The following is a 23,556-nucleotide window of genomic DNA, read 5'->3' as shown; positions in this document are numbered from 1 at the left end:
GAACCGATACACCAATCATGCAACAAGAACCCCCGCAGACCGTTCATCCGGTTCGCGGGGGTTCTTGTGTTCAGACATGGTAAGACACCAGCTATTTGGTTAAGCCCATCGTTTACGCTCAAGGGAAGGCAAGATCTGAAGTTCCTCCCTGTACTTGGCAACCGTTCTGCGGGAGATGACAATCCCCTCTTCGGCAAGCAGTGTAGTCAAGTGACTATCCGAGTATGGCCGCTGTGTCTGTTCCGTACGAATGATTTCTTTTAATCTTCGTTTCACTACTGATGCTGATGTTTTATTCCCTGACGCTGTACGGATTCCCGAGGCAAAAAAAGCCCTGAGTTCATATACACCATATGGCGTGTGAATGTACTTACCACTGACGGCACGACTTACCGTTGATTCATGCATGCCAATCTTCTCTGCAATAATAGCCAGATTAAGCGGTTTTAACGCGGATGGGCCTTTGACCAAAAAGTCCTTTTGCTCTTCCATCACGGCCGCCAGCACACGCACTAAAGTCCTGCGCCGCAGGTGTACACTCCGAATGATCGCCCTCGCTTCTGCGGCGCGGTGAGCCCAGATTTCATCTGGCGCCGCTTCCCTGATCCAGCGGATGCACGCTTCATTCATCGATACACGAGGGTTACCTGACACATGTAGGCTAAAATGGGCCTCACCGTTACGCAACCCTACAATGGCATCTGGAATAATGTAATGTGGTCGTTCCGTACATCCGATGGATCGGCAGGGCTTGGGGTCGAGACGTGTAATATAGTCGTAGGCAACCTGAGCTTCCCGTGAAGTCATACCTAATCGACTCCCTGTTCTACCTGGGTGAAAAGGAACCAGTGCTTCCAATCCCGCTTCCACCATCCGCTCCGCATACAGCGCAGCCGATGAATCACGTCTAATCTGGAGCAACAGACATTCCTGCAAATTCCGCGCTCCTACACCAGCAGGGTCCAGCGATTGGAGCAGCTCTAGTCCCGCTGCAATTTTGCTCATCGGTTGCTCAAGCGCTGCCTGCACCTCTGCCAGTTCAACGGTCAGATAACCATCATCATTGACGCATCCTGCCAAATACACTGCCGTATTTTCCAATTCCTCTGGAATTGTCATCACTCGAATTTGCGCAATCAGCAATTGTTCCAATGTAGACTCGGCACCTCTGACCTGAAGCAGCGGATCGTAGGAATCATACCTGCGCTGATCCAATCGCCGTGGAATTCGGGCAAGGGGCCCAGCTTGTTCTTCCAGTTCAAGAACTGGATTTTCCTCTGCCGCATCCAGCAAGTAACGATTCAGATCCTGTCCAGACATGGTTAGCAAATGAAAGGATTGTTTCATCTCCGGCGTGATGGACAGCCGAATACGTTGTTCCTGCACCAACTGAACACCTAACATCCGTTTCCCTCCTTATGCCTAGCTGAGTAATAAGCGTTTGTTTTTTTATACAAACAAAAGGATTTGCAGGGATAATAGCATACTATTCACGCGATTGTAATAGGAATTCCGTCCGATCATGAGTTTCTGTCTAGTATTTCTCCGATACCAGCTTTGCCTGTGTAAACAGCAGCAGATAGTCTCTTCCACCTGCCTTGGAATCCGTGCCTGACATGTTAAATCCGCCAAATGGATGCGTGCCCACCAGTGCTCCCGTACATTTCCGGTTGAAATACAGATTACCCGCGAAGTACTCGCGTCTTGCCTGTTCCAGATGTTCACGATTACGCGAGATCACCGCGCCGGTCAGTCCATAGTCGGTATTATTGGCGATATCCAATGCGTCCTGGAAAGATTCGGCTTTGATGAATGCAAGCACGGGTCCAAAAATCTCATCCTGAGCAATCCGGGCGTGGGGGTCCACATCGGCAATGATGGTTGGTTCAATGAAATAACCTTCAACATTCCCTGTACCGCCACCGTGCACAAGACGCCCCTCTCCCTTGCCAATCTCAATATACTCCGTGATCTTCGCATATGCCTTGTCATCGATAACCGGTCCAACCTGACTGCCAACTTCAAGTGGACTGCCCATCGTCAGTTTCTGTGTCCGTTCAATCACTTTTTGCAATACTTCATCATATACATCCTTATGAATAATGGCACGGGAACACGCCGAACATTTCTGCCCGGAGAAACCAAACGCCGAAGCGGTAATGGACTCTGCCGCAAGCTCCAGATCACTGTCACTGTCTACAACGATGGAATCCTTGCCACCCATCTCTGCAATGACCCGTTTGATCCATTTCTGGCCTGGCGCTGTACGTGCTGCACGTTCATTAATTCGCAGTCCTACATCTCTGGAACCGGTGAAACTGATAAACCGAGTGAGCGCATGATCCACGAGATAATCGCCCACTTCACTGCCTGGTCCTGGTAAAAAGTTCACGACCCCATCCGGCAGGCCAACTTCTGCGAGCAGTTCCATAAATTTCGCGGCAATTACCGGAGTTGTGCTGGCAGGCTTTAATACCACCGTGTTGCCAGAGACCAGTGCAGCAGAGGTCATGCCTGCCATAATCGCCAGCGGGAAGTTCCAAGGTGGAATAACAATACCAACGCCCAGCGGTATATAACTCAGTTCATTATCTTCCCCTGCAATTCGCACGAGGGGCTGGGGTTCACTTAGTCGCTGCATATCCCGTGCATAGAATTCCATAAAATCAATGGCTTCCGCTGTATCCGCATCGGCTTCAGGCCAGGTTTTGCCGGCTTCATAGACCATCCATGCGGAGAATTCATGCTTGCGACGGCGCATAATGGCAGCTGCTTTGTATAGATATCGAGCCCGTTCATTCGGATCGGTATGTTTCCAAGTGTGGAATGTCTCCGCTGCTGTCTGAATGGCCTTTTCGGCCAATTCCTGATCTGCCTGATGGATCGTTCCGACGACTTGATTCTTGGCCGCGGGGTTCACGGACGTTAACGTGCGGCTGCTTGTTATTTTTTGCCCACCAATAATAATCGGGTATTCCTGCCCAAGTTCAGCTTCTACCTGACGAAGTGCGTCTTCAAATGCTTCCTGGTTCGCCTGGACCGCAAAGGGTGTGAATGGTTCGTTAACAAAAGGGATATTCATCAATGATTCCTCCTTCAGGATGTGGGGTTCACTGGCTGCTCGCCTGAATTATTTTGCATGTTACTCTTCACCAAATATATGTAGCAAAATCCGTGCCAACTCCGGTTGGACCTGAAATATTTTTCTTATTAAATTTTCGTGAAAAATAGTAGAGCCTCGCCAAATCTGGCATGCTTCTTGCTTCTATTAAGGGATAAAAAAAGCATGATTCCACCGAGCCTGAATCGAATGATGCACAATGCTGAAGGAGGAAACGAAAATGAGTGTAGGAACGGAAATATATCGCAAGACCTTATTGACCGTGGCAGGCAACAAAGCGGTAGAGAACCTGTCCATCAAATATGGCAAGAAGCTTGCAGGGAAGTTTATTGCAGGAAACACCTTGGAAGAAGCTCTCGATGAGATCCGCATACTCAATAATAAAGGCATAATGGCTACCCTCGATCATCTGGGCGAAGGTATCACCCGCCTGAGCGAAGCGGCATTATACAGGGATGAGTATATACGACTGGTAGAAGGCATCGCACGTGAAGGTGTAGACTCCAACGTGTCATTGAAACCAACCCAGATGGGCCTCGCTCTGGACCCGGAAGAGGGCTATCGAAATATCCGTGCCGTTGCCGCACAAGCCAAATTGCATGATCTATTTGTCCGAATTGATATGGAGGATAGTCCATTCACTCAAGCAACGCTGGATATTGTTCGAAGACTGCACTCGGAAGGACTGCACAATACGGGCACAGTCTTGCAAGCCTACCTGCATCGCACCGAAGAAGATACGCGTGATATGATTCGGGAAGGCATCCGGCTCCGGCTCGTTAAAGGTGCATACAAAGAACCCGGATCAGTCGCCTATCAAAATACCGCTGAAGTCATTCATCAATTCAAAACGATGATTCGTAATCACCTCGATCAGGGTGTATACACTGCGGTGGCCTCCCATGATGATCACATCATTAACTGGACGAAACAATATGCTAAAGACCGTGGAATTTCGCCAGATGCCTTTGAATTTCAGATGTTATATGGACTGCGCATGAGCGAACAGGAACGTCTCGCCAAAGAAGGCTATCGTATTCGCTGTTACGTTCCTTACGGCACCATGTGGTATCCGTACTATACGCGCCGTTTGGCCGAAAAACCGGCTAATCTCTGGATGGTCGTTAAGAATATGTTTCGATAAATGATAACCATGCTCTCCTGTTTTTTTGGGGAAAGCATGGTTATTTGAGCTATAATACTGAATTCTCAAATTTACACGATATCAACTCATTCATATGTCTAAAAAATAAGAATCCCCAAATTGAAATGTCCAATATAATAGACACATCTGTACCTCTTCATAAAGTTAAATCACACCACTTTCCTATTCAGTCCGTTCTATCTGCTCTATTTCGCAAAGATATATACGTTATGTTTTATAACATAAAATTCACTTAGAGGCTTTGGATTCTAGCTAAAATCAACGCTTATCTTCGTTTCGATCCAATGTAATCGCATACAATTAAAAATGAATTTTTATTTATCGAGTCAATATCCCAACCTGCACACCTGATGTCAAAAAATATATACACAGCTTCATCAGAACGTTATAATATACATAATTTCACATTTACATTTTTTATAAGTATATGCTGCAACCGAGGTGATCCCGATGAGACATTTACTTCCTGAGCTGAATGCTTTGTTACGAACAGATATGAGTATTTTGGATGAAGTACTATATGACGAAACCACACCTCAGTCTATACCGTCAGAACTCCATATCGGTACGGACAGACCTGTCTTTGTACGCCGCAATACAGAATATGCCTGGTTGTACAGCCAACCCAATGGAACATTATCATATGGTCGTCTTCCTGTGCCTGTCGTCTCTGCTTCGATCGAACTTGCGGAAGTGATCCCTTTGTTTGCTAAGAGTCCCCTGTTATTAATAAAGAATAATCAGGGCGAATACGTGGGATATATCGCCGTATCCGATGTCCTGCATGCCATGATGCATGCGCATCGCCTGATAGAAGCTTATTTTGAGACCACACTGGAGACAGCAGGCTCAGCTCTGACATTAATTAATGAAGAGGCCAGGGTAGCCTACTGGACAACTGGCGCGGAGCATGTTTTTTCGATCAGCAAAAAAGACATCATCGGACAACCCGCAGCGGACTTTTTCCCTCCAGATCGGCTACAGTCTCTCAAGACGCTGTATACCGGCGAAACGGTCTATCGCAAACAGCATCAGCCACGGCCCGACCTGTTCGCTCTAATTAATGCCCGTCCTGTCCAACTGGATGGACAGATTGTGGGCGCAGTTGCTGCTGAAGTGGATATAACAACTGAAATCCGATTACATCAGGAACTCTTACATATGACTTCCAAAGTCCAGCATCTGGAGAAAGCCGTTGCTCGGCTACGGCCCGAATCAGATCCATTCGCCAGAATCAAGGGCAGCAGCCCGGTCATTCAGCAGTGCTTGGAGACCATTCGCAAGATCAGTACCACCTCAGCAACCGTACTGATCCTCGGAGAGAGCGGTACAGGCAAGGAGTTATTCGCCAAAGCCATTCATGATCTTCGTGAATTGCAGACTGCACCATTCATCGCGATTAACTGCGGAGCAATCCCTGCTTCATTGTTTGAAAGTGAACTTTTTGGCTACGAGAAAGGCGCGTTCTCCGGCGCGGATCCCAAAGGCAAAAAGGGCAAGATTGAGCTTGCCGAAGGAGGGACGCTTTTTCTGGATGAGATCGGTGAGATGCCATTGGAATTGCAAGTGAAGCTGCTTCGGGTGTTGCAGGAGAAGAGTTATTTCCCCGTGGGCGGAACACGCATGAAACAGGCGGACTGCCGGATTATTGCTGCGACCAATCAGAATCTGCTGAATATGATTGCACGCAATCAATTCCGGGAAGATCTCTACTATCGGCTGAATGTCATTAACCTCGTCATCCCTCCACTGCGCGTACGCAAGGAGGATATATATGAATTAACTCAGACGTTCCTTCAAGAATTCTCTCTGCTCTATAACCGTCATATTGAGCTGGTTCCACCTGAAGTGTTTAAGTTGCTGTTCCAGTATGATTGGCCAGGCAATGTCCGTGAATTACGAAATGTGATAGAACGCTTGACCATCCTGACGACAGATGGCGAGGTGAAGCCGGAATATCTGCCTGACACCCTCACCTCCCTCATCGTGCATGAGCAGTCCGAAGTTCAACTGACCTCGGGAATCCATCCACAGGCCAATAGCGAATATCAGCAACATCCGAAGAAGTTGGGAGACGAACAAGAACCTCGAACTGTTGTAGCTGCAGACGAATTAGAGCATTCAGAGCATTCAGAGCATTTAGAGCATTCAGAGCATTCAGAGCATTCAGATCCAGTCTCCCCTGTTACCTTCCAGCAAAAATTGGACACCTATGAGGCGCAACTTCTGGTTCAATATCTGAAAGAAGCAGGTGGCAACAAACGAACACTCGCCAAACAACTCGGCATCTCCAGAGCAACGCTCTATAATCGCATGAAGAGGCTTGGTCTATGACCCGCCTCTTCTTGTCGTAATTACGGTTTGGATGGATCGGCAGCTACCTACAAAATCCGCGCCAAGCGAGTCAGCGCTGTTCTGAGATGGCGATAGAAGGTCGCCCGACTCATGGAACACGTCTGGGCTGCGGCAGTTGGATTGCCAGCATGCGTCCAGTAGGCCGCGTACAACAGCATCTGATCCTGCGGGGACAGACCATGAACTCTGCCTTCCAACAAATCCATGACATACAGCTGTAATTGGATACCATCCCTTACTCCTGTAACTCTGCCAGCGTATTCATGTAATTCTCCAGGAGATCGAAGGTATCCCAACATCTTGCGAACATCCTGTTCAGTCCAGACTGAGTCATCTGCATCCGTTGTTTCCGGCTGTATCCGATTCTCTGTTGCTTCCGGATCAAGCAGAGACATGACCCACTGTCCGAATTGCCCACTACGCAAATCCAATTCAAGTACGTCCGCCTGATGCTCAAAGCTGTCGCAGACCCGGGTGCTTGTTCTTCGCATCTGAAATCCAATACTTTGCAAAAACAGTTTCAGATGAGGATTCGTTGCGACGAGCATCGCTCGCGCACCATCACCCAGCAGTGCCAGTCGGTCCAGTGTCATGTATCCAACGAGCTCTTCCCGTGTATAACCAGGCACATCATCTCTTGCGGCAGCCAGCAAAGCAAAGTGTGTATCACTCTGATCCGGGTTATTTTCCAGCTCCTGTGGTGTGAAGCATTCATACATCTCATTCGGGAAATATTTTAACAGCAGCTCACTACTATCCTTATGCACAAGGACTGTAATGAACATGGCGATTGTCTCCCCAAGCTTGTCACGCATTAATACGATTCCTTCGGGATAACGGTGTGCCAGTTCATCCAGGAAGGGGCCATAGGGTACAGCCTGCCATGGTTCCACACTGTACTCGCACCATTGTTGTAACAGGCTGTGCAGAGCTGGCAGATCCTCGCTTCTCATCGTTTCCAGAGGTGAGAACAAGGAATCACGGGATACATCCGCGTACTTGCGGTATTGAAGCATGGATTCCTGACAGAGCAACAGCATCTTCCGGGCGATCTGGCGACGTTCATGTGGCCCCGCCTGTTCATGCAGTGGTTTTAGCAATTTCACAATCTTGATGCGCATGGTCTGCAGCCGATGAGGCTCACGTTGACGAAAGTCCCGGAGTAGATGTACCCTGGCCATATCATGCAGGGCAAGACCATCCGGGCCAGAACGGATAAACGACATCTGTCTCAGCATGTGGTACTCTTCTTGTGTCACGATCATATCCAGTACGGATGATAACAATTCCTGATTGGCTGTCTCAAGCAATGTTAGTACCTCTACCATGGGATGCAGACGAGGTGTAGTCAGTTCCAATAATAATCGAGCACTGATCATATGCGACAGTTCAGCCCATTCGGATTGCGGAAGATTCCTTCTCTGATCCGCAGCTTCTACAGCTAAGGCCAGACCCAGTGGATGCCCATCGGTCATTCTCGTAATGGTGCCTGCCATGCCCTGATTCAGAGAGCCTGCCACCATGATATATTCCGTAATCTCATCAACTGTAAAATGTTGAAGCCGCATCTGTATAAATCGCTGATGCAATCGGGGATGTGTCCGCCAAGTGGATGCCAATTCCGGGCGTGATGCAAGAATGACAAGTATGCCTCTTAACGGAAGTTTGGATACAAATACTTCCATAAACCAACTTTCTAACAGAGCCAGCTCTTCATAATTATCCACTGCAAGGACCATTCGCTTCTCGATTGATGTGTCTTTCAGCAGACTCAATGGCCGTGGGTATCCTTCTCTATCCAATGTTTCCAATCCTAATGTAGAGGACAAATAATCCATAAAAACGGAAGGGGTCCCCCCACATGATCGGCCATCCATCCAGATTGCTGTCGCACCTCGATTCCGAGAGACAGATAACATCTCTGAAAGCAATGAAGATTTACCGATACCTCCCATGCCGGTAATTGAAAATATGGTCAATGGGGCTTCTGGATGATTGAACCACCGTTCCAGTGTTGTCAGTTCCTTGATTCGACCAACAAAACGTTTGCCATCCTCAACATACTCGTCATATTGAGCCTCACTACGGTTTCCCATATATGTCCTCCGTACTAGATACTGGTACTTTTAATGTATTTATTTTTTCAACAAAATTGAGACTATATTGAGACGCACAGCTTCATGTGAAGTGATAGAATCTTGTTAAAAGCCAATTTATAGGGAATTATCAAAAAAGCGGATAGGAGAACATTTAACAGGGTATACATAACCCCCTCCGCGCTACTTCTCAATATAATGGATCATTCCGCCGATCAAGTTACGATTACCATGTACATGAGCATTTACTGATCTCGAATTCATGCTTCCCTTTCAAACCCTACTACCAGCCCGATATTCCAGGAAAGGCGGATTTGTGTGAGAATAAACCTCGATATCTGTAATCTGAGCGGACAACTCGGAATCAATCCAATACGACTTCAGGAGTGGCTGCACCAAAGCGGCATTTCAGCGGCAGCCATTGAAGCAGAAACAGACGGACGCCCCGACCGGTCATCACCCCCGTATCGCCTGGCTGCTCCCTCTTCATTATCACTAGCACCATCTTCTGGTCAAACGAAGCTTTATCGGGGCCGGCGCTCCACTTCCACCCTGCAACGCCTGCCTGTTTCATTACAACATACCCGGCGGATTAGTAAAAACTGCTAGACTGTGCACAAAGTAATGTAAAATCGATGCACAGTCTGTCTTGCATCCCTTTCACCGCATCAAGAGGATTGCCACTGTCCATTCTCGATCATCGCGTGTGCCAGTAGCGCCATCTCCAGACAGATTCTTCTCCCTTGATCCATGTAATCTGGCCCCATCAGTTCTTCCAGCTTCTCCAGTCTGTTGTACAACGTTTGCCGATGAATAAATAACTGGGCGGCTGCATCCCGTTTGGAACCAAAGTTCTGCAGGTAAGCATCCAATGTCTCTACCAATCGCAGGTGATGCGTTTGGTCATGTTCAATCAAGACACCCAGGTGATCCTGAACAAAGGGTTGAAGGAACGACTGGGGCAATGCCTTTAACATTTGATATATACCCATACGATCGTAAAAGTGAACATGTTCCATCTGATCTACCGACCTCGAAACTTCGATGACCTGATAGGCTTCCTGAAGGCTCTCCGGCAGACTGGTCAAACGGCTGCGGAACTTGCCAATTCCCACATGAATGATAACCTGCTTCAAGTTACGACTGGCAAACCGTTTCACGTCCAGGGCAATCCCTTCAAGCAATCGCAGCAGTTGATGACGTGCAGCACCCGATACCGCTTCCTTGGCACAACACAGATATACCTGGTTGTTCTTCAGCATAATCAGGCTAGGCAGATTGTTCTTCTTGAGCAGGGAACGAAGCAGGACAAGAACATCCTGATGATTCGCTTCCATTCGCTCCCGGCCTGTGCCTTTCAATCGATGTTCAATCTCGATGACCCCACCTGCGAACCAGTACTGTCCCTTCACCAGCAATCGAAGCCCCATTCGAGTCTGAGCCTGGTCCTCCTGCTGGATGTTGCCATTCATCAGATCCTGGATCAGTTCATTTTGATTGCGGACCATCTTCTCTTCAAGAAACTGGGAACGAAGTGTGAGTGCTGCCGCTGCCTTCGCGGTGTAGTCAAGCAGCAGCTTGAGATATTCCACTGGAGCTGTCGGATGCACAATCATGCCTACAGCAGAAAAAACCTGGCCGAAGCAGACGACCGGATGGCACAGCAGAACTTTCTCTTCATCCATATGGAACCATAATTCGGTATCTGAATCATTCAAATCCAGATGTTCTACCTCTTGCTCATACCAGGTGTAGATGGTCTGTTCCACCTCCGGTACAAGTTCGGGCACAAAACTGCCCGGCTCCATGGACGAAATGTACACTACCGGTTTGGCAGCATACTCATGCAGCAGATTCAGCACAGCAGACATATCCGTACTCTGTAATGTTCGTTGCTGAAGCTGTCTTGAATAAGCTTCCAGACTTTTCAGCAACTGGTGTTGATGATTAATGAGCAGAGAGTGAATATCCTGTGTGATCTCGACAAAACGAACTGGTTGCTCGAATACAATCAGCGGAAACTCGTGTCTGTCCGCCAGTTCAATCAGTTCTTCCGGGATTCCGTGTATGCTGGTACCAAACTCCACACATAACCCCGCTGCCTCACTTCCAATGAGCTGGAGCAGATACTCTTCACGCCCTTCTTCCGATTGAAGCCACAGTCCAGTGGATAAAATAAGATCATGGGGGCTTACAAATGGAGATACATTCGTAATCTCGAGCACATGAACCCAGCCAACCTGACGGTTCACTCCATCCTTCCCTGCCGCTAGTCGCGCTCGGCCGAATACCGGACGTGCAAGGATATCTTTAATCGTAAACACGCGATCATTTTGCAATGGTGATCCCTCTTCGTGTTATTTTTTCTTACATTATAATCCATGGACAAATGTCCTGAATAGTCTTTTTCGACAATATGTTGAGTACTATTTCTAAAAATTAGACATCAAGTCTGGTGCAAAACAAATATGCAAGTCATAAACTTGTAGTATAAGCTAACAACCAATAAATGGACGAGGTGCATGGTGATGAGAATCGGAATTCCCAAAGAAATCAAAAACAATGAGAATCGTGTAGCAATGACTCCGGCCGGGGCTGCTGATTTCATCAGAGCTGGTCACCAGGTGATGATTGAACAAGGCGCGGGAATCGGCAGCGGATTCACGGATCATGAATATCAAGCTGCGGGCGCCGAGATTCGTCCTGATGCCAAGTCCGTGTGGACCGAGACCGATATGATCATCAAAGTGAAAGAACCGCTTGCCAGTGAATATGGATATTTTCGTCCGGGGCTGATTCTGTTCACCTACCTGCACCTCGCAGCGGAACCTGAGCTTGCAAAAGCGCTTATTGCAAGTCGGGTAACAGCCATTGCTTATGAGACGCTGGAGGTTAATAGTACTCTTCCCTTGCTAACTCCAATGAGTGAAGTTGCAGGCCGCATGGCCTCCCAGATCGGAGCACAGCTATTGGAGAAGACCGAAGGTGGCAAGGGCATTTTGTTGTCCGGTGTACCTGGTGTCAGTCGGGGGAAAGTGGTCATTATTGGCGGCGGTACGGTGGGTACAAATGCAGCCAAGATTGCCATTGGCCTTGGAGCGGATGTAACCATCCTCGATCTGAATCTGAATCGACTGCGCCAGCTGGATGATATCTTCGGCAATCAGATCCACACGCTGGTATCCAGCCCGTCCAACATTGCGGCAGCTGTTGCGGCGGCAGATCTGCTGATCTGTGCGGTGCTGATTCCGGGCGCCAAGGCGCCAACGCTAGTCAGCGAGCAGGTGGTGAAGACGATGGCACCGGGATCGGTCATTGTGGATGTGGCGATTGATCAAGGCGGGATCGTTGAGACCATTGATCATATCACCACCCACGATGAACCAACCTATGTGAAACATGGCGTCGTGCATTACGCGGTGGCGAACATGCCGGGCGCTGTGCCGCGTACGTCTACGGTGGCGCTGACCAACGCCACCATGCCTTATGCGCTGCAGCTGGCCAACCACGGTGCAGCCGCCGCGATTCGCGGCAGTTCGTCCATTCGCAGCGCGGTCAATGCGCTGAATGGACACATCACGTATGAGGCGGTTGCCCGGGATCTCGGGCATGCCTATGTTCCTGTGGGCCAGGCGCTGGAGAATGCCGCCGCTGTCCAATAATCTGGATAGGATCGTTCCACCCCGGCGCCATGTCGCCAGGCCTGTGGAACGCAATAGAAGCGCGAGTCGGGCAGATGTTGTACCCGGCTCGCGCTTCTTGATTTTTTGCCACATATAAAATAGATCAATTCGGATAAGGCCTTGTCTTATGTTCATCCGGTTATGGCGCTTCAGACTGCCCGTTCACTGCATACTTCGCGGAAGTTGCAATCCCGGCAGGACCGGTGCGAAGGCATCGCTGTGAAATAGCTGACGTCCTTTGGACGGTTGTAATACTCATCCTCCACGCAGGATCGCATCTCCTCGATGTAACGACCCACGTTCTCTTCCACTTTTCGAATATCCTCTTCTGTGGCTGTAAACTCCCGGTGTTTTCCCGTTAACAGGTACTCCACTCGCAGCTCAATCTGCTCCAAAGGAACCCGGTAGTGCTCTCTTACATAGGATGCGTACAGCATGAGCTGATCAGAGAAGTCATCCTCCTTGCCCGTCTTCCAGTCCACAATGACAATATTGCCGTTACTGCGCCGATACAATAAGTCCATCTTCACATACACACGTGTATCGTGCAGCATCATGGTATCCCATTTCTCGATCTCCAGAATGTCCGTGCTTGCCCGGGACAAGTCCTCCCACGTAAGCGTCTGGTACAGGTTACTGACACAGGCCGAAGCCCGCTCCTTAATCGTGGCGATTCGGTCATTCAACGTGTCATCCCCGTAATAGATCTCGGACAGCATCGTGCGATTTTTGGGATTCATTCGCCACTGATCCGCATCCATTGATTCCACATATGCCTGATTCAGCAGTTTGCGTATCGTCTGTTCCAGAAAGTGTTCACGCGGCTTATCCTTGCCCTCTTCCCTGCTGCGTACCGCCGACTCACACATCCGATGCGCAAGGTCTCCGAAGACAAGGTACAGATTACTAAGTTGTTTCAGACGGTACAGACGAACCTGCATCTCATCAGCAGAGTCTGTCTTCCAGCCGTTATGGGCACCGTAATAATGATAATAATATTTGCGCAGGCACTCATCGAACATACTCGCCCGCGACTGCGAATAAGACCATTGCGGGTACTGTGCCATAAGGATTTCTGCCTTTCTGTATGCCGGATCTGCATGAGATCCCTTAATGCTCACAGTATAAAGCCAGGGCAACATTGCCGCAAGCGCACTTCCGTTATTTTCTTCTGACGCAACCGTTTCCGATTCGATCCGTATCGTTTATATAGTAACATCACCAAAAGATGAAATTGCGGAGCAGAACGCATAATATACTTCATAGAGGACAGTAAAAAGAGGACATTGAAACTGAAGAGCGGGATTAAAAATTTCTGTAGAGAACTGCCGGGTTGAGCGACCGGTAGGGTTACCGATAGGTTGAAGGTAGCCTTGACCGAACCTTTAACGAAGGTAAGCTGAGCTAATTTGGGCCCAGCTCTAACGAATCACATACACCTTATTACATGGATGTACAGCACGATCCAAATCTAACGAACTCCAGACACGTTATATAGTCTCATTCCGACTGGATCACGTGTTTACAGTGTGCAAACGAGCCAATAACGTGCCTCTGATTCGTTACATTCTAAGAACTGCCGATTTCAGCAAAATAAGACTTATACGGTTCGTTAGAATATGCACACTGATCTTTATATTGCAACGCGCGTGATGGCCCAGTGGACCATTCAAATTATAACTTATGCGTAAATTCTGTACAGGCATATCCAAAAAGGAGGCACCACCCATGAATCGACCGGATTGGTTCCAGGCGGAAGAAGCATTACAACAGATCCAAGTCATCGGAAGCGACCGGAATGAGCTCGTGAACATCATCGGCGATGTAGAAGGATTGAATTGCATTGGCACAGGTACGGATGCGGCTGTATTTACGTATGACGGTTTGCCGCAGTATGCCTTCAAGATGTACTCGGATCATGCCTTGGACAAACTCGAAAATGAAAAGCAGGTATACGAACAACTCAAAGGTCTGCCATATTTCCCTACCTATTACGGCAGCGGCCGAAATGTTCTCGTAATTAGTTTTGAACCCGGAGATACCCTGCTGGAATGTCTGGAAAAAGGAATCCCCGTCCCCGAGCAGGTGATGCTCGATGTGGACGCAGCGCGAGAAGCCGTTCGCAGCCGCGGGCTGAACCCCCGTGATATTCATTTGAAAAATGTAATTCTTCAGGACGGGCGCGGGAAAGTGATTGACGTATCCGAATACATTCAGGACGGCAATGACAATCGCTGGGAGCATCTCGTCTGGGCCTATCACAACATCTATCCGCGAATCAAAGGAACGCCCATATCTCCGCGCATGCTGCAGACGATCAAATGGGGGTACAATCAGCTCGATCATGCCAATGTCAAAATGGACGATCTCTCCAAAAAGGCGAATAGATTGTTCTCCAGATTTATGAAATGAGTACGTTGTACACATTATAGGACAGTCTTGTTATTCTGATTCTGCAATCCAAACAACCCGGATGAACGCCTTGAGTTGGCCTCGATCCGGGTTATTATTCATGGATGTAAGTCCAAGTATGGAGTATGGTGATTAGTACATTGATAGTACAGTAATTACTGCCGTACGCTCTGCTTCTGCTCATAATCATGACTGCGAGTTGTACAGGATTACAAACACCATGATGCCTTTTTATCTGAGACTGCCATTATGATTGCATACTAATTGCGCTTAACCTTCTTTTCTCCCCCGCCCCTGTGAAGGGGTCATACCCTTGTACTGTTTGTATAACTTCGTAAAATAATTGGCGTTGTCGCAGCCTACTCTGGCGGCGATCTCCGTAATGGTCAGACTGCTGCCTTGCAGGAGTTGTTCGGCCTCACTCATCCTGCACCCATTCACGTATTCCACAAAGGTGCGTCCGGTCAGCTTTTTGAACATTTTGCAGAAATGATACGCATTCAGTCCCACATGGCTTGCCGCTTCCGTAACAGACATCTTACCTGTGGGGTCGGCTTCAATCTGTGCAATCAACTGTTTGAAACGTTCGCGATTGGGAAAATACGATCCAACCGATCGATCCGGCAGCTGCTGCGGCATAAAGGTTCGCGCAAGCAGCGTGAATAAGGCATGCAGCTTGGACTTCACCACGAGCTGATAAGCCGGGGGCTGTAATGCCATTTCTTCCACGGCTTCATTTAGCAAAGAATAATAGCCTGTGCAGGCGATGTTTTCCTCTGCCGGTTTGACCGGAAATCTCACCCTTCCCTCCAGATACGGCGCGACATATTGCTCATGCACGGGATCGTGGGTGAAATCATGAAACAGTGCACGGTTGACTACAACGGAATCATAATGCACATCCCCCTCGTCCATGGCATACCCCACATGCAACGTACCTCCAGGAATGATGATGACCTCACCTGCGCTAACCACATATGGTTTGCTATCAATATGAAACAGCGCACTTCCCTTGCGCATGACAATCAGTTCAAAATGTTCATGCCAATGCAAATACAGAATGCATTCTTCCGCTTTCATATCTGAGCATCGATTTTGGAACAGTTGAAATGGATGTGATTTATGGTCAATTCGGGTGTTTTCGTGAAGCGCTTTCAGATCCAGCACGACTTCTTCCCCCTCTTCACAAGATCCGACTAATATTACACAAGATTGTGTAGAGCCATCCCGTTAATGCACGGCTATAATGAGTGTGTCACGAAGTACTATAAGCCAATATTGGAGTGAAATACAACCATGAATAAATCATTACGCATCGGTACCCTTGTAGGCGGGCAGGACGCCGTCCGTGTTATCCCGCAGATCATGCAACATGGCTTCGAATCATTTAACCTGACCTTCTGGCAAACCACTGGTGATCTGGACCTGGCAGAGACAGCCAAACGTGTCCGTGAAATCGTGGACGAACAAGGTATTGTCATCTCTGCGGTGAGTGTATTTGGTAACCCGCTCACGGGAGCCGGGGACAACGCCGATACACTAGCAAGCTGGGAGCGGGTCATTGATCATGCACAGCTCTTCGGTGCAGATATTGTCTCCGGATTCACCGGACGATTAACCGATCAACCCATTAACGAGTCCATCCCCCGGTTCAAGGAAGTATTTGGCGAACTGGCACGCCGGGCAGCAGACCGGGGTGTACGCATTGCTTTTGAAAACTGTGATATGGGTGGCACCTGGCAGACAGGTGACTGGAACATTGCCCATAACCCGACGGCCTGGGAGATGATGTTCGATGCTGTCCCAGATGAAAATGTTGGTCTGGAGTGGGAGCCTTGCCACCAAATGTCCAGCCTGATCGATCCGATACCGCAGCTGCGCAAATGGGCTCACAAAGTGTTCCACGTACATGGCAAAGATGCCACGATTGCCTGGGATATTGTCAAGGAATACGGCGTACACGGCCCACGTGAATTTGTCTGGCACCGCACACCCGGCTTCGGGGATAACAACTGGGCAGACATCATCACCATTCTGCGTCAGAACGGTTACCAAGGCACGATTGATATTGAAGGCTGGCATGATCCCGTCTACAAAGACGAACTCGAAATGACAGGACAGGTACATGCTTTGCGGTATTTGAAACAATGTCGCGGCGGCGATTTTGTGCCCAATCCGGTATAAAGTACTACACAACACAATCCATACGAAGGAGATGAGCGGATGAGTCATCCTTATCGGGTAATTATCGCTGGCTGCGGTGCCATGGCAAACACGTGGGCGGACTATGCCTTGCAAAGGCCGGATACAGAAATCGTCGGGCTGGTTGATCTGTATGAACAGACAGCCATTGCTTTTGCTACAAGACACGGCCTCACCTGCCCTACGTTCACCGATATCCGCGAGGCCATTCAAGCGACTGGCGCGAATATCGTATTCGATGTCACGATTCCGGCGAGTCATTACGGCATTGCCATGACAGCGCTGAAGGAGGGATGTCATGTATTTGGCGAGAAACCCCTCGCAGAGTCCTTCTCCGACTGCACAGATATTGTGCAAACCTCTCGCAGTACAGGACATATTCAAGCCGTGATGCAGAATCGTCGGTTCGATCCACGTATCCGCGCCTATCAGCATCTCATTTCCGGCGGAGCTATAGGGCAGGTAGGTTACGCAGGAGCCGACTTCTTCATCGGACCTCATTTCGGGGGATTCCGGGATCTAATGGATAGCCCGCTGCTGCTCGATATGGCCATACATACGTTTGATCAGGCACGATATATTCTCGGAGCCAATCCGGTATCGGTATACTGCCATGAGTTCAATCCTCCAGGTTCCTGGTATCAGGGCAATGCGATGGCGTTATGTATATTTGAGATGTCCGACGGGTCCGTATTCAACTATCGTGGTTCCTGGTGCGCGGAGGGTGTACCCACATCATGGGAAGCAAGCTGGCGCGTAACGGGTGAAAAAGGAACTGCCATCTGGGATGGTCATGATGACATCTATGCTGAGGTGGTTGCTACGCAAAGCCTGGATGCTGACGGCAAACCATCTTTTTTCCAGCCAAATGAGCGGATTGAAGCGGAACTGCCTGTCATGGACAAAACAGGTCATCATGGCTGCCTCGAAGACATGTTCGCTGCACTCGAATCAGGCCGATTGCCTGAAACGGATTGCAGTGATAACCAGTTCAGCATGGCTATGGTCCTCGCATCCCTCGAAAGCGCACGCACAGGCCAGAAAGTATTCATCGCTGATCTGCTGAAAAACACATAGAAAAACCTGTGTACATCAATTAAACAAAGCCCAAACTGCAAATTTCAGCAGTTTGGGCTTCATTGTTTTTTACCTACTCTCCTATTCTAAAAATGATGTCAAAAAAAGGTCATGCCAAATAGCAGAAGTAGTGTAGGGGACGAAATCGATTCTGAAGAAACGAAGTGTTCGCCTAAAAGCTTTCTGAAAGAAAGCTGCATCGGAAGCATACGCTTATCCCCGGATTTCGACTTAACAAAAGTCGATCAGGAAATCCGGGGATAACAGCGATCAAAAGAACGATTCGTAACCGAAACGGCTGCTTCGCGAGCAGTGAGCACTTTTTTTTGAACTTACATCATTTTATAGAATTCCTTTTTTCATTGCCTTATACACCAGTTGCGAGAACAGGCTGTTGGACCAGGCAAACCATGGTCTTGTGAACGTGTTGGGATCATCGGCGTGGAAACCCTCATGCATATATCCCGTATCCGCATCCGTGTTCTCCAGCAATTCAATCATGGCCAGCATTTCCTCGTCATTGTCTGCGGTCAGACCCTGCATGGATAACGCCATGTGCCAGATGTATCCCGGCGGGGTGTGCGGGCTACCGATCCCTTTGGCTGCCTTCCCTTCATAGTAGAACGGATTCTCCCTACTCAAAATAAATCGGCGTGTGTTCTGATACACAGCATCCTCCACCGAAGCATACTCCATATAAGGGATGGACATCAGCCCAGGCGTGCCCGCATCATCCATCAGACAAAAGTTGCCGTAACCGTCCGTCTCATAGGCATAGATCTGTCCATACTCTGGATGACGATAAGTACCGTACAGGGAAATGCCATGTCTTATGTCTTCTTCCAATCGAGCCATCCGGCTCACCAGTTGTTCATCCCGGAACACCCACTTCGCGATTTCCCCCATCTGGCGCAAGGTTACCGCAGCGAACATATTCGCCGGAATATTATAATGAAAATCACACGCATCATCACTCGGACGAAATCCGGACCAGATCATACCCGTATAATTCACAGGCATACCCAATCCTTCATTACGCAGCGTATCATGGGCTGGACAATTGCGACGCATGAACCGGTAAGTTGAACGCTCTCCGTGATGCTGTTCTGTCTCCCACATTTCTACAATATTTTCCATTACGCTCTTGAAGCGCTCGTCAAATATATCCGTCAGTTCCGTCTCCCGCCAATATGTATAAGCCAGCTTCATGGAGAAACATAGAGAATCCAGCTCAAACTTCCGTTCCCACACCCATGGTGACATCTGCGTCTCATCATTGGCATCCCAATGCCACCCATTCGCCGTTTCATTGAACGCATTGGCATAGATATCCTTATCAGCATAAAATGTATGTTTTTTGATCAGGCCTCCGATGATTCGCTGTAACTTCTCGTCTTGCTTCGCAAGTGGAACATAATGCATGACCTGCTCTACCGAATCCCTTAACCACATGGCAGGAATATCCCCAGTAATCACAAAGGTTGTCCCATCATCATGCAGCTTCGTGGTCGTTTCCAACGTATTGGGAAAACAATTACGAAACTGAGTCAGCAATCTCGGCCGATGTTGCAAACGCTCGTCCGCCTCAGTCAGAATATCCAACACAGCTTGTGGCAACTCCAGATGCGGCATAGGGATTTTCGGTAATCTGAACTGTTCCATGGATGTCGTCTCCTTCAAATAGAAGTATATGAAATGATTTAGATTGACTCTGCGACGCTACACTATTGTTATTTTTGTTATGATAAATTATAATAACATTATTATTTGTAAGTGTACTGTGTCCGAAGAGGATCGTCAATTATTAGAGGTCATCTCAATGGATTTATGCAGTTCGCTTACATACGAAGGAGTAATGATATGTCACGCAAAGTATCCATTCAGACGCTGGCTGACCAGCTCGGATTATCCAAATATGCCGTCTCCCGCGCACTCAGTGGCAAGACGGGTGTCAGTGAAGCGACACGTGCACGGGTACTGGAACTCGCCCGGGCTTTGGGATATCGCCAAAGTACCCCGGGGGCTACTAACAGTTCTACTGCCGCAAACCATGCAGATCCGTCCGATCCCCCGTTTGTTCTCATATGCATGAATCAGCTTAACCGCGGTGAACCCCACTACTGGCAACGTCTTCTGTCAGGCATGATCTCCGCTTGTAATGAACGTGGTTGGCATCATGCCATTGTATCTCCCTCACTCGGAGTGACGGACGAGAACACCTCTCCCGAAAAAGCTATTGCTCCTCATTTGGACTGGGAACGTTGTGCAGGAATTATTGTCATGGGTGCTTTTCCTCATACGGTTCTGCAACGCCTCTCTCAGACGGGTCGGCCTATTATTCTCGTAGATCATCAGGAGCCGCTGCTGAATTGTGATACGATCAGCCATGATAATCTGGAAGCTGGCATTACTGTTGCGAGATATCTAATGTCTATGAATTGCCGACGGATCGGACTCATCACAGATGATGGGCGTGCTGCAAGCTTCGCGCAGCGGAAGATCGGGATTGAGTTGGCCTTGAATCATTTCCATGTGGATACCAGTCATACGACCAGCTTCAGAGAATGGAATATTCCGTATGAGAACGGGGAATGGGTTAATCAGTTAGCCACTAACATTCAAAACATGCCAGGTGACGAACGTCCCGATGCCTGGATTGGTGTTAATGATGATATTGCCTTGCAGTGGATGCACAAATTACAGGAGATGGGCATCTCCACACCGAAAGATTGCCTTGTCATCGGTATCGACAATGTACATTCTGCAGTGACTTCCTCCCCACCCCTGACAACGGTTAATCTGTGCAAAGAGGAGCTTGGACAACGTGCGGTTGAAGCTTTACAACGCCGGATCGAACGCCCGGGAACTCCGAAAGAAACGGTGATGTTATCGACTACGTTAATTCCAAGGGAATCGGCGTAATTCGGCGTGCGCCACCTCTCTTTTATGAAGATGAATTCGTTAGGTACAAGCTTTTCCCGCTATATCTGATGCATACGAAAAGAAGCTCCGCACAATGATGCAGGGCCTTTTCGTATATTAGTCATTTATACTTTTATATGTCTATACATTCACTCTTCAATCCTGTTGATCCATCCTTACTTCATCCCAAGCGTTTCTTCACTTCATGGCCAAAGATATACTAGTGGTTATTTCAGCCAAGGCAGGCTATCGTACGATGGAAGATCCACTTCCCAATTCACATCGCGATACTCTCTATTGACTACTGTTCTTTTCAAAGTGAATTTTGTACCCTTTTCTTCGTTAAACCCCCGAATTTTTAATTGCAGATCATCTTCAACGTATTCACCGTTATTATTAGGTTGATCCGGATAACCGTTCACTTCAACAGGATACTCTTTTCCATCCGAATCTACTGCAACCCAGCGATCACCCATGAAAGCATTTCGGAACGTCCCACTCCCCTTCAGAACTAGTGAATACCCTTCCTTTACATCAATCTTCGGAGGATCATACGATTCCATCAGTGGCTCGTACTCAAAATCATAGAATAATATTTTATCTCCAAGCTGTTCAAATTGTGCAAAAGTATAAAAATTCGTGTCTTTACGCCTCTTCTCCAGATCAACTTCCACTGATTTCTCTTCCTTCACCGGGAGGGTGTAACCATCCAGAACAAAGCGAATGTTCTTCGCATCTACCGTAACAAATGCAGGGTCCCATGTCTCAGACAACTTCAACGGTCCACCATTTCTTAAGTCACTCAGATCTTGGAGCTGAAACTTGGCTTGACGGGCATCTGGTCTTATTCCATTGAAAATTCGATATTCATTTGTTTCAGGAATCTCAAGATGGTAGATGATACTCATATAACTCGCCCAATTCTCATCAACTTTGCCACGAAGCTTATCCTCCAGCTTCACATTTAGATCTAGCCGGGTTCCATTTGGCGTACGTACAAGCTGTGTCATATCAAGCTTTAGTCCTTCTGGCGTCGTATATGTGTTATCCATAGAGTTTTCAACAGCCAATGTTTTGGCTTTGGTCATATCGATATTGAATTGGAAGCTCCAATCCACCTTAACATCTCTATCTTCGTAGGACTTCTTCTCGTAATCATAATATCTGCCCACATTTAAATTACGCAGTTCACCCCGCACGACAACTTTATCCGGAATTTCATCATAAAACTGGAATAACAACCGTTCAGTTAGAGGGCCCTTTGTTCTTGCATCTCTTGCAAGAGTGGCAACCTGTCGCCCCTCTTCATCCGTAACATGAATTCTCCCCATCGCATACAGTGACCGTGATAACCCTAATCCATCAGGTGTTGTTTGTTGCATGGTCATTACCATATGAGATCGGTCTACAAGCACGTCTTCAATTTTAAGCGTGTAGCCCTGGTCATTGATATGGATATCCGGATTCACCACTAGTCCATGGGGTTTAAGACGTTTGTAATCATCAGCCAAATATGAATATTTCAATGCTTCAGGCACAGGGATGTTAGGCAATGGCAGACGATCCACAGCATTTACCGCGGGTTGTGCTGGCTCTGCTGTTCGGTCAAAAGCAAACCAGGCCCCTCCGGCAAGTATCACAACTGCCGCGGCAGAGATCCCCGTCCGGCGCATCCAATGTGCTCTCATGGATTTTTTTACGAATGGACTTCCGTCTTCGCCACTTGCCATGGACACGCCATCCAGTTTTTGCATGAGCTTAAGCGTAAAATCCGCATCCGGCTCCTCTCGATACAGATGCTCTTCCCACAACCGATCTTCATCCTTTGAAATAGGCTTCATACGTAGCTAAACCTCCTTTGCGTTCCATCTGCTTCCTCAGCGTTTTTTTCCCGCGATAAAGGGCGTTACGCACTTTGGTTGAACTCAAACCCGTAACATCCGCAATCTCTTCATAGCTCAACTCGTTTGTGTACTTCAGTAATAACACCAGCCGATACGAATCAGGCAACTGTTCGAGATGTCGATATATTTCACGCTGCATCTCCTTATGCAGCACACGCTTTTCCGGTGTCTCGTTACTGACAGGTTCGATCCCCTGATCGACCGGAGACATCACAGGTTTCTTTTCCCGTATAAAATCCCGCATCCGATTCACTGCAATGGTGTACACCCACGACGAGAAACTGCTTCCCTCCCGCCTCGACGGAAGATATCGATAGATACGAATAAACGTATCCTGAGCGAGATCCTGGGCATCCGGATGACTCGCACCCATTCCGCGCATAATGCCGTAGACTTTATTTTTATATCGATCCACAAGCACGGAGAACAATTGCTTATCCCCTGCAACAATGCGCTGAATGAGCTCCTCCTCCGGTATCTGTTGAGTCATGTAATCCCCCTTCTCTACAGCTTCCATGCATGGTTCTGTACTATATAGACGGAAGCCGTTCCCGAAACCTCTCACTTTATCCAAAAAAAAGAATTCGCCCTCATCGGCGAAGCCGACAGGGTGAACTCT

The 23,556-nt window shown here is 48.2% G+C and carries 17 protein-coding genes; 7 read left to right on the top strand and 10 right to left on the bottom strand.

Annotated elements, in window-relative coordinates:
• Nucleotides 1–99: 99 nt before the first annotated feature.
• Nucleotides 100–1,404 (bottom strand): RNA polymerase factor sigma-54, encoded by a 1,305-nt coding sequence (rpoN, locus tag NLBNIHML_RS23215; protein WP_494352874.1) that lies wholly within the window; start codon nucleotides 1,402–1,404, stop codon nucleotides 100–102.
• Between the two features lie 130 nt (nucleotides 1,405–1,534).
• Entirely contained in the window at nucleotides 1,535–3,082 is a 1,548-nt protein-coding gene (gene pruA, locus NLBNIHML_RS23210) for an L-glutamate gamma-semialdehyde dehydrogenase (RefSeq protein WP_494352873.1), read from the bottom strand.
• Between the two features lie 259 nt (nucleotides 3,083–3,341).
• Here pruA and NLBNIHML_RS23205 point away from each other — a divergent pair, with 259 nt between their 5' ends.
• Nucleotides 3,342–4,265 (top strand): proline dehydrogenase family protein, encoded by a 924-nt coding sequence (locus NLBNIHML_RS23205; RefSeq protein WP_494352872.1) that lies wholly within the window; start codon nucleotides 3,342–3,344, stop codon nucleotides 4,263–4,265.
• Nucleotides 4,266–4,736: 471 nt separating this feature from the next.
• Nucleotides 4,737–6,620: a sigma-54 interaction domain-containing protein gene (locus tag NLBNIHML_RS23200; protein WP_494352871.1), complete on the top strand. Its 1,884-nt coding sequence runs from the start codon at nucleotides 4,737–4,739 to the stop codon at nucleotides 6,618–6,620.
• A 47-nt stretch (nucleotides 6,621–6,667) separates the two neighbouring features.
• Here NLBNIHML_RS23200 and NLBNIHML_RS23195 read toward each other — a convergent pair whose 3' ends face one another.
• The 3 genes from NLBNIHML_RS23195 to NLBNIHML_RS23185 all read right to left on the bottom strand — a co-directional run bounded on the left by NLBNIHML_RS23195 (nucleotide 6,668) and on the right by NLBNIHML_RS23185 (nucleotide 11,076).
• Nucleotides 6,668–8,737 (bottom strand): ATP-binding protein, encoded by a 2,070-nt coding sequence (locus tag NLBNIHML_RS23195; protein WP_494352870.1) that lies wholly within the window; start codon nucleotides 8,735–8,737, stop codon nucleotides 6,668–6,670.
• Nucleotides 8,738–9,101: 364 nt separating this feature from the next.
• Entirely contained in the window at nucleotides 9,102–9,233 is a 132-nt protein-coding gene (locus NLBNIHML_RS23190; protein WP_339240112.1) for a hypothetical protein, read from the bottom strand.
• Nucleotides 9,234–9,405: 172 nt separating this feature from the next.
• Nucleotides 9,406–11,076, bottom strand: a complete 1,671-nt coding sequence (locus NLBNIHML_RS23185) for a PucR family transcriptional regulator (RefSeq protein WP_494352869.1) — start codon at nucleotides 11,074–11,076, stop codon at nucleotides 9,406–9,408.
• Between the two features lie 189 nt (nucleotides 11,077–11,265).
• On the opposite strand from NLBNIHML_RS23185, the gene ald reads away from it, so the two are divergent.
• Complete coding sequence (ald, locus tag NLBNIHML_RS23180; RefSeq protein ID WP_494352868.1) at nucleotides 11,266–12,399, top strand: alanine dehydrogenase; 1,134 nt, start codon at nucleotides 11,266–11,268, stop codon at nucleotides 12,397–12,399.
• Nucleotides 12,400–12,569: 170 nt separating this feature from the next.
• Here ald and NLBNIHML_RS23175 read toward each other — a convergent pair whose 3' ends face one another.
• Nucleotides 12,570–13,487, bottom strand: coding sequence for a PD-(D/E)XK nuclease family protein (locus NLBNIHML_RS23175; protein ID WP_339303729.1), 918 nt, complete (start codon nucleotides 13,485–13,487; stop codon nucleotides 12,570–12,572).
• Between the two features lie 661 nt (nucleotides 13,488–14,148).
• Here NLBNIHML_RS23175 and NLBNIHML_RS23170 point away from each other — a divergent pair.
• Nucleotides 14,149–14,832 (top strand): serine/threonine protein kinase, encoded by a 684-nt coding sequence (locus NLBNIHML_RS23170; protein WP_339240105.1) that lies wholly within the window; start codon nucleotides 14,149–14,151, stop codon nucleotides 14,830–14,832.
• Between the two features lie 270 nt (nucleotides 14,833–15,102).
• Here the strand turns inward: NLBNIHML_RS23170 and NLBNIHML_RS23165 are convergent, their stop codons facing one another.
• Nucleotides 15,103–15,999 carry a helix-turn-helix transcriptional regulator gene (locus tag NLBNIHML_RS23165; protein ID WP_339240104.1) on the bottom strand — a complete coding sequence of 299 codons (897 nt, stop codon included), beginning with the start codon at nucleotides 15,997–15,999 and terminating at the stop codon, nucleotides 15,103–15,105.
• 129 nt (nucleotides 16,000–16,128) lie between these two features.
• On the opposite strand from NLBNIHML_RS23165, the gene NLBNIHML_RS23160 reads away from it, so the two are divergent.
• Both NLBNIHML_RS23160 and NLBNIHML_RS23155 read left to right on the top strand, forming a co-directional pair.
• Nucleotides 16,129–17,016, top strand: coding sequence for a sugar phosphate isomerase/epimerase family protein (locus NLBNIHML_RS23160; protein WP_076214488.1), 888 nt, complete (start codon nucleotides 16,129–16,131; stop codon nucleotides 17,014–17,016).
• Nucleotides 17,017–17,055: 39 nt separating this feature from the next.
• The gene (locus NLBNIHML_RS23155; RefSeq protein ID WP_494352867.1) at nucleotides 17,056–18,111 is read left to right on the top strand and encodes a Gfo/Idh/MocA family protein; all 1,056 of its coding nucleotides are present in this window, start codon (nucleotides 17,056–17,058) and stop codon (nucleotides 18,109–18,111) included.
• A 342-nt stretch (nucleotides 18,112–18,453) separates the two neighbouring features.
• On the opposite strand, the gene NLBNIHML_RS23150 is transcribed toward NLBNIHML_RS23155, so the two are convergent.
• A complete protein-coding gene (locus NLBNIHML_RS23150; RefSeq protein ID WP_494352866.1) occupies nucleotides 18,454–19,773 on the bottom strand; it encodes a glycoside hydrolase family 125 protein in 1,320 nt (439 codons plus the stop codon).
• Between the two features lie 198 nt (nucleotides 19,774–19,971).
• Here NLBNIHML_RS23150 and NLBNIHML_RS23145 point away from each other — a divergent pair, with 198 nt between their 5' ends.
• Complete coding sequence (locus tag NLBNIHML_RS23145; protein WP_494352865.1) at nucleotides 19,972–21,033, top strand: LacI family DNA-binding transcriptional regulator; 1,062 nt, start codon at nucleotides 19,972–19,974, stop codon at nucleotides 21,031–21,033.
• Nucleotides 21,034–21,260: 227 nt separating this feature from the next.
• Here the strand turns inward: NLBNIHML_RS23145 and NLBNIHML_RS23140 are convergent, their stop codons facing one another.
• On the bottom strand, nucleotides 21,261–22,874 hold the full coding sequence (locus NLBNIHML_RS23140; RefSeq protein WP_494352864.1) for a hypothetical protein: 1,614 nt from the start codon (nucleotides 22,872–22,874) through the stop codon (nucleotides 21,261–21,263).
• A complete protein-coding gene (locus NLBNIHML_RS23135; protein ID WP_494352863.1) occupies nucleotides 22,852–23,427 on the bottom strand; it encodes an RNA polymerase sigma factor in 576 nt (191 codons plus the stop codon). Before NLBNIHML_RS23135 ends, NLBNIHML_RS23140 begins: the two co-directional genes overlap by 23 nt.
• Between the last annotated feature and the right edge of the window lie 129 nt (nucleotides 23,428–23,556).

It is taken from the genome of Paenibacillus sp. JNU01 (assembly GCF_059130585.1).
This window is presented reverse-complemented; position numbering and strand designations above follow the sequence as displayed.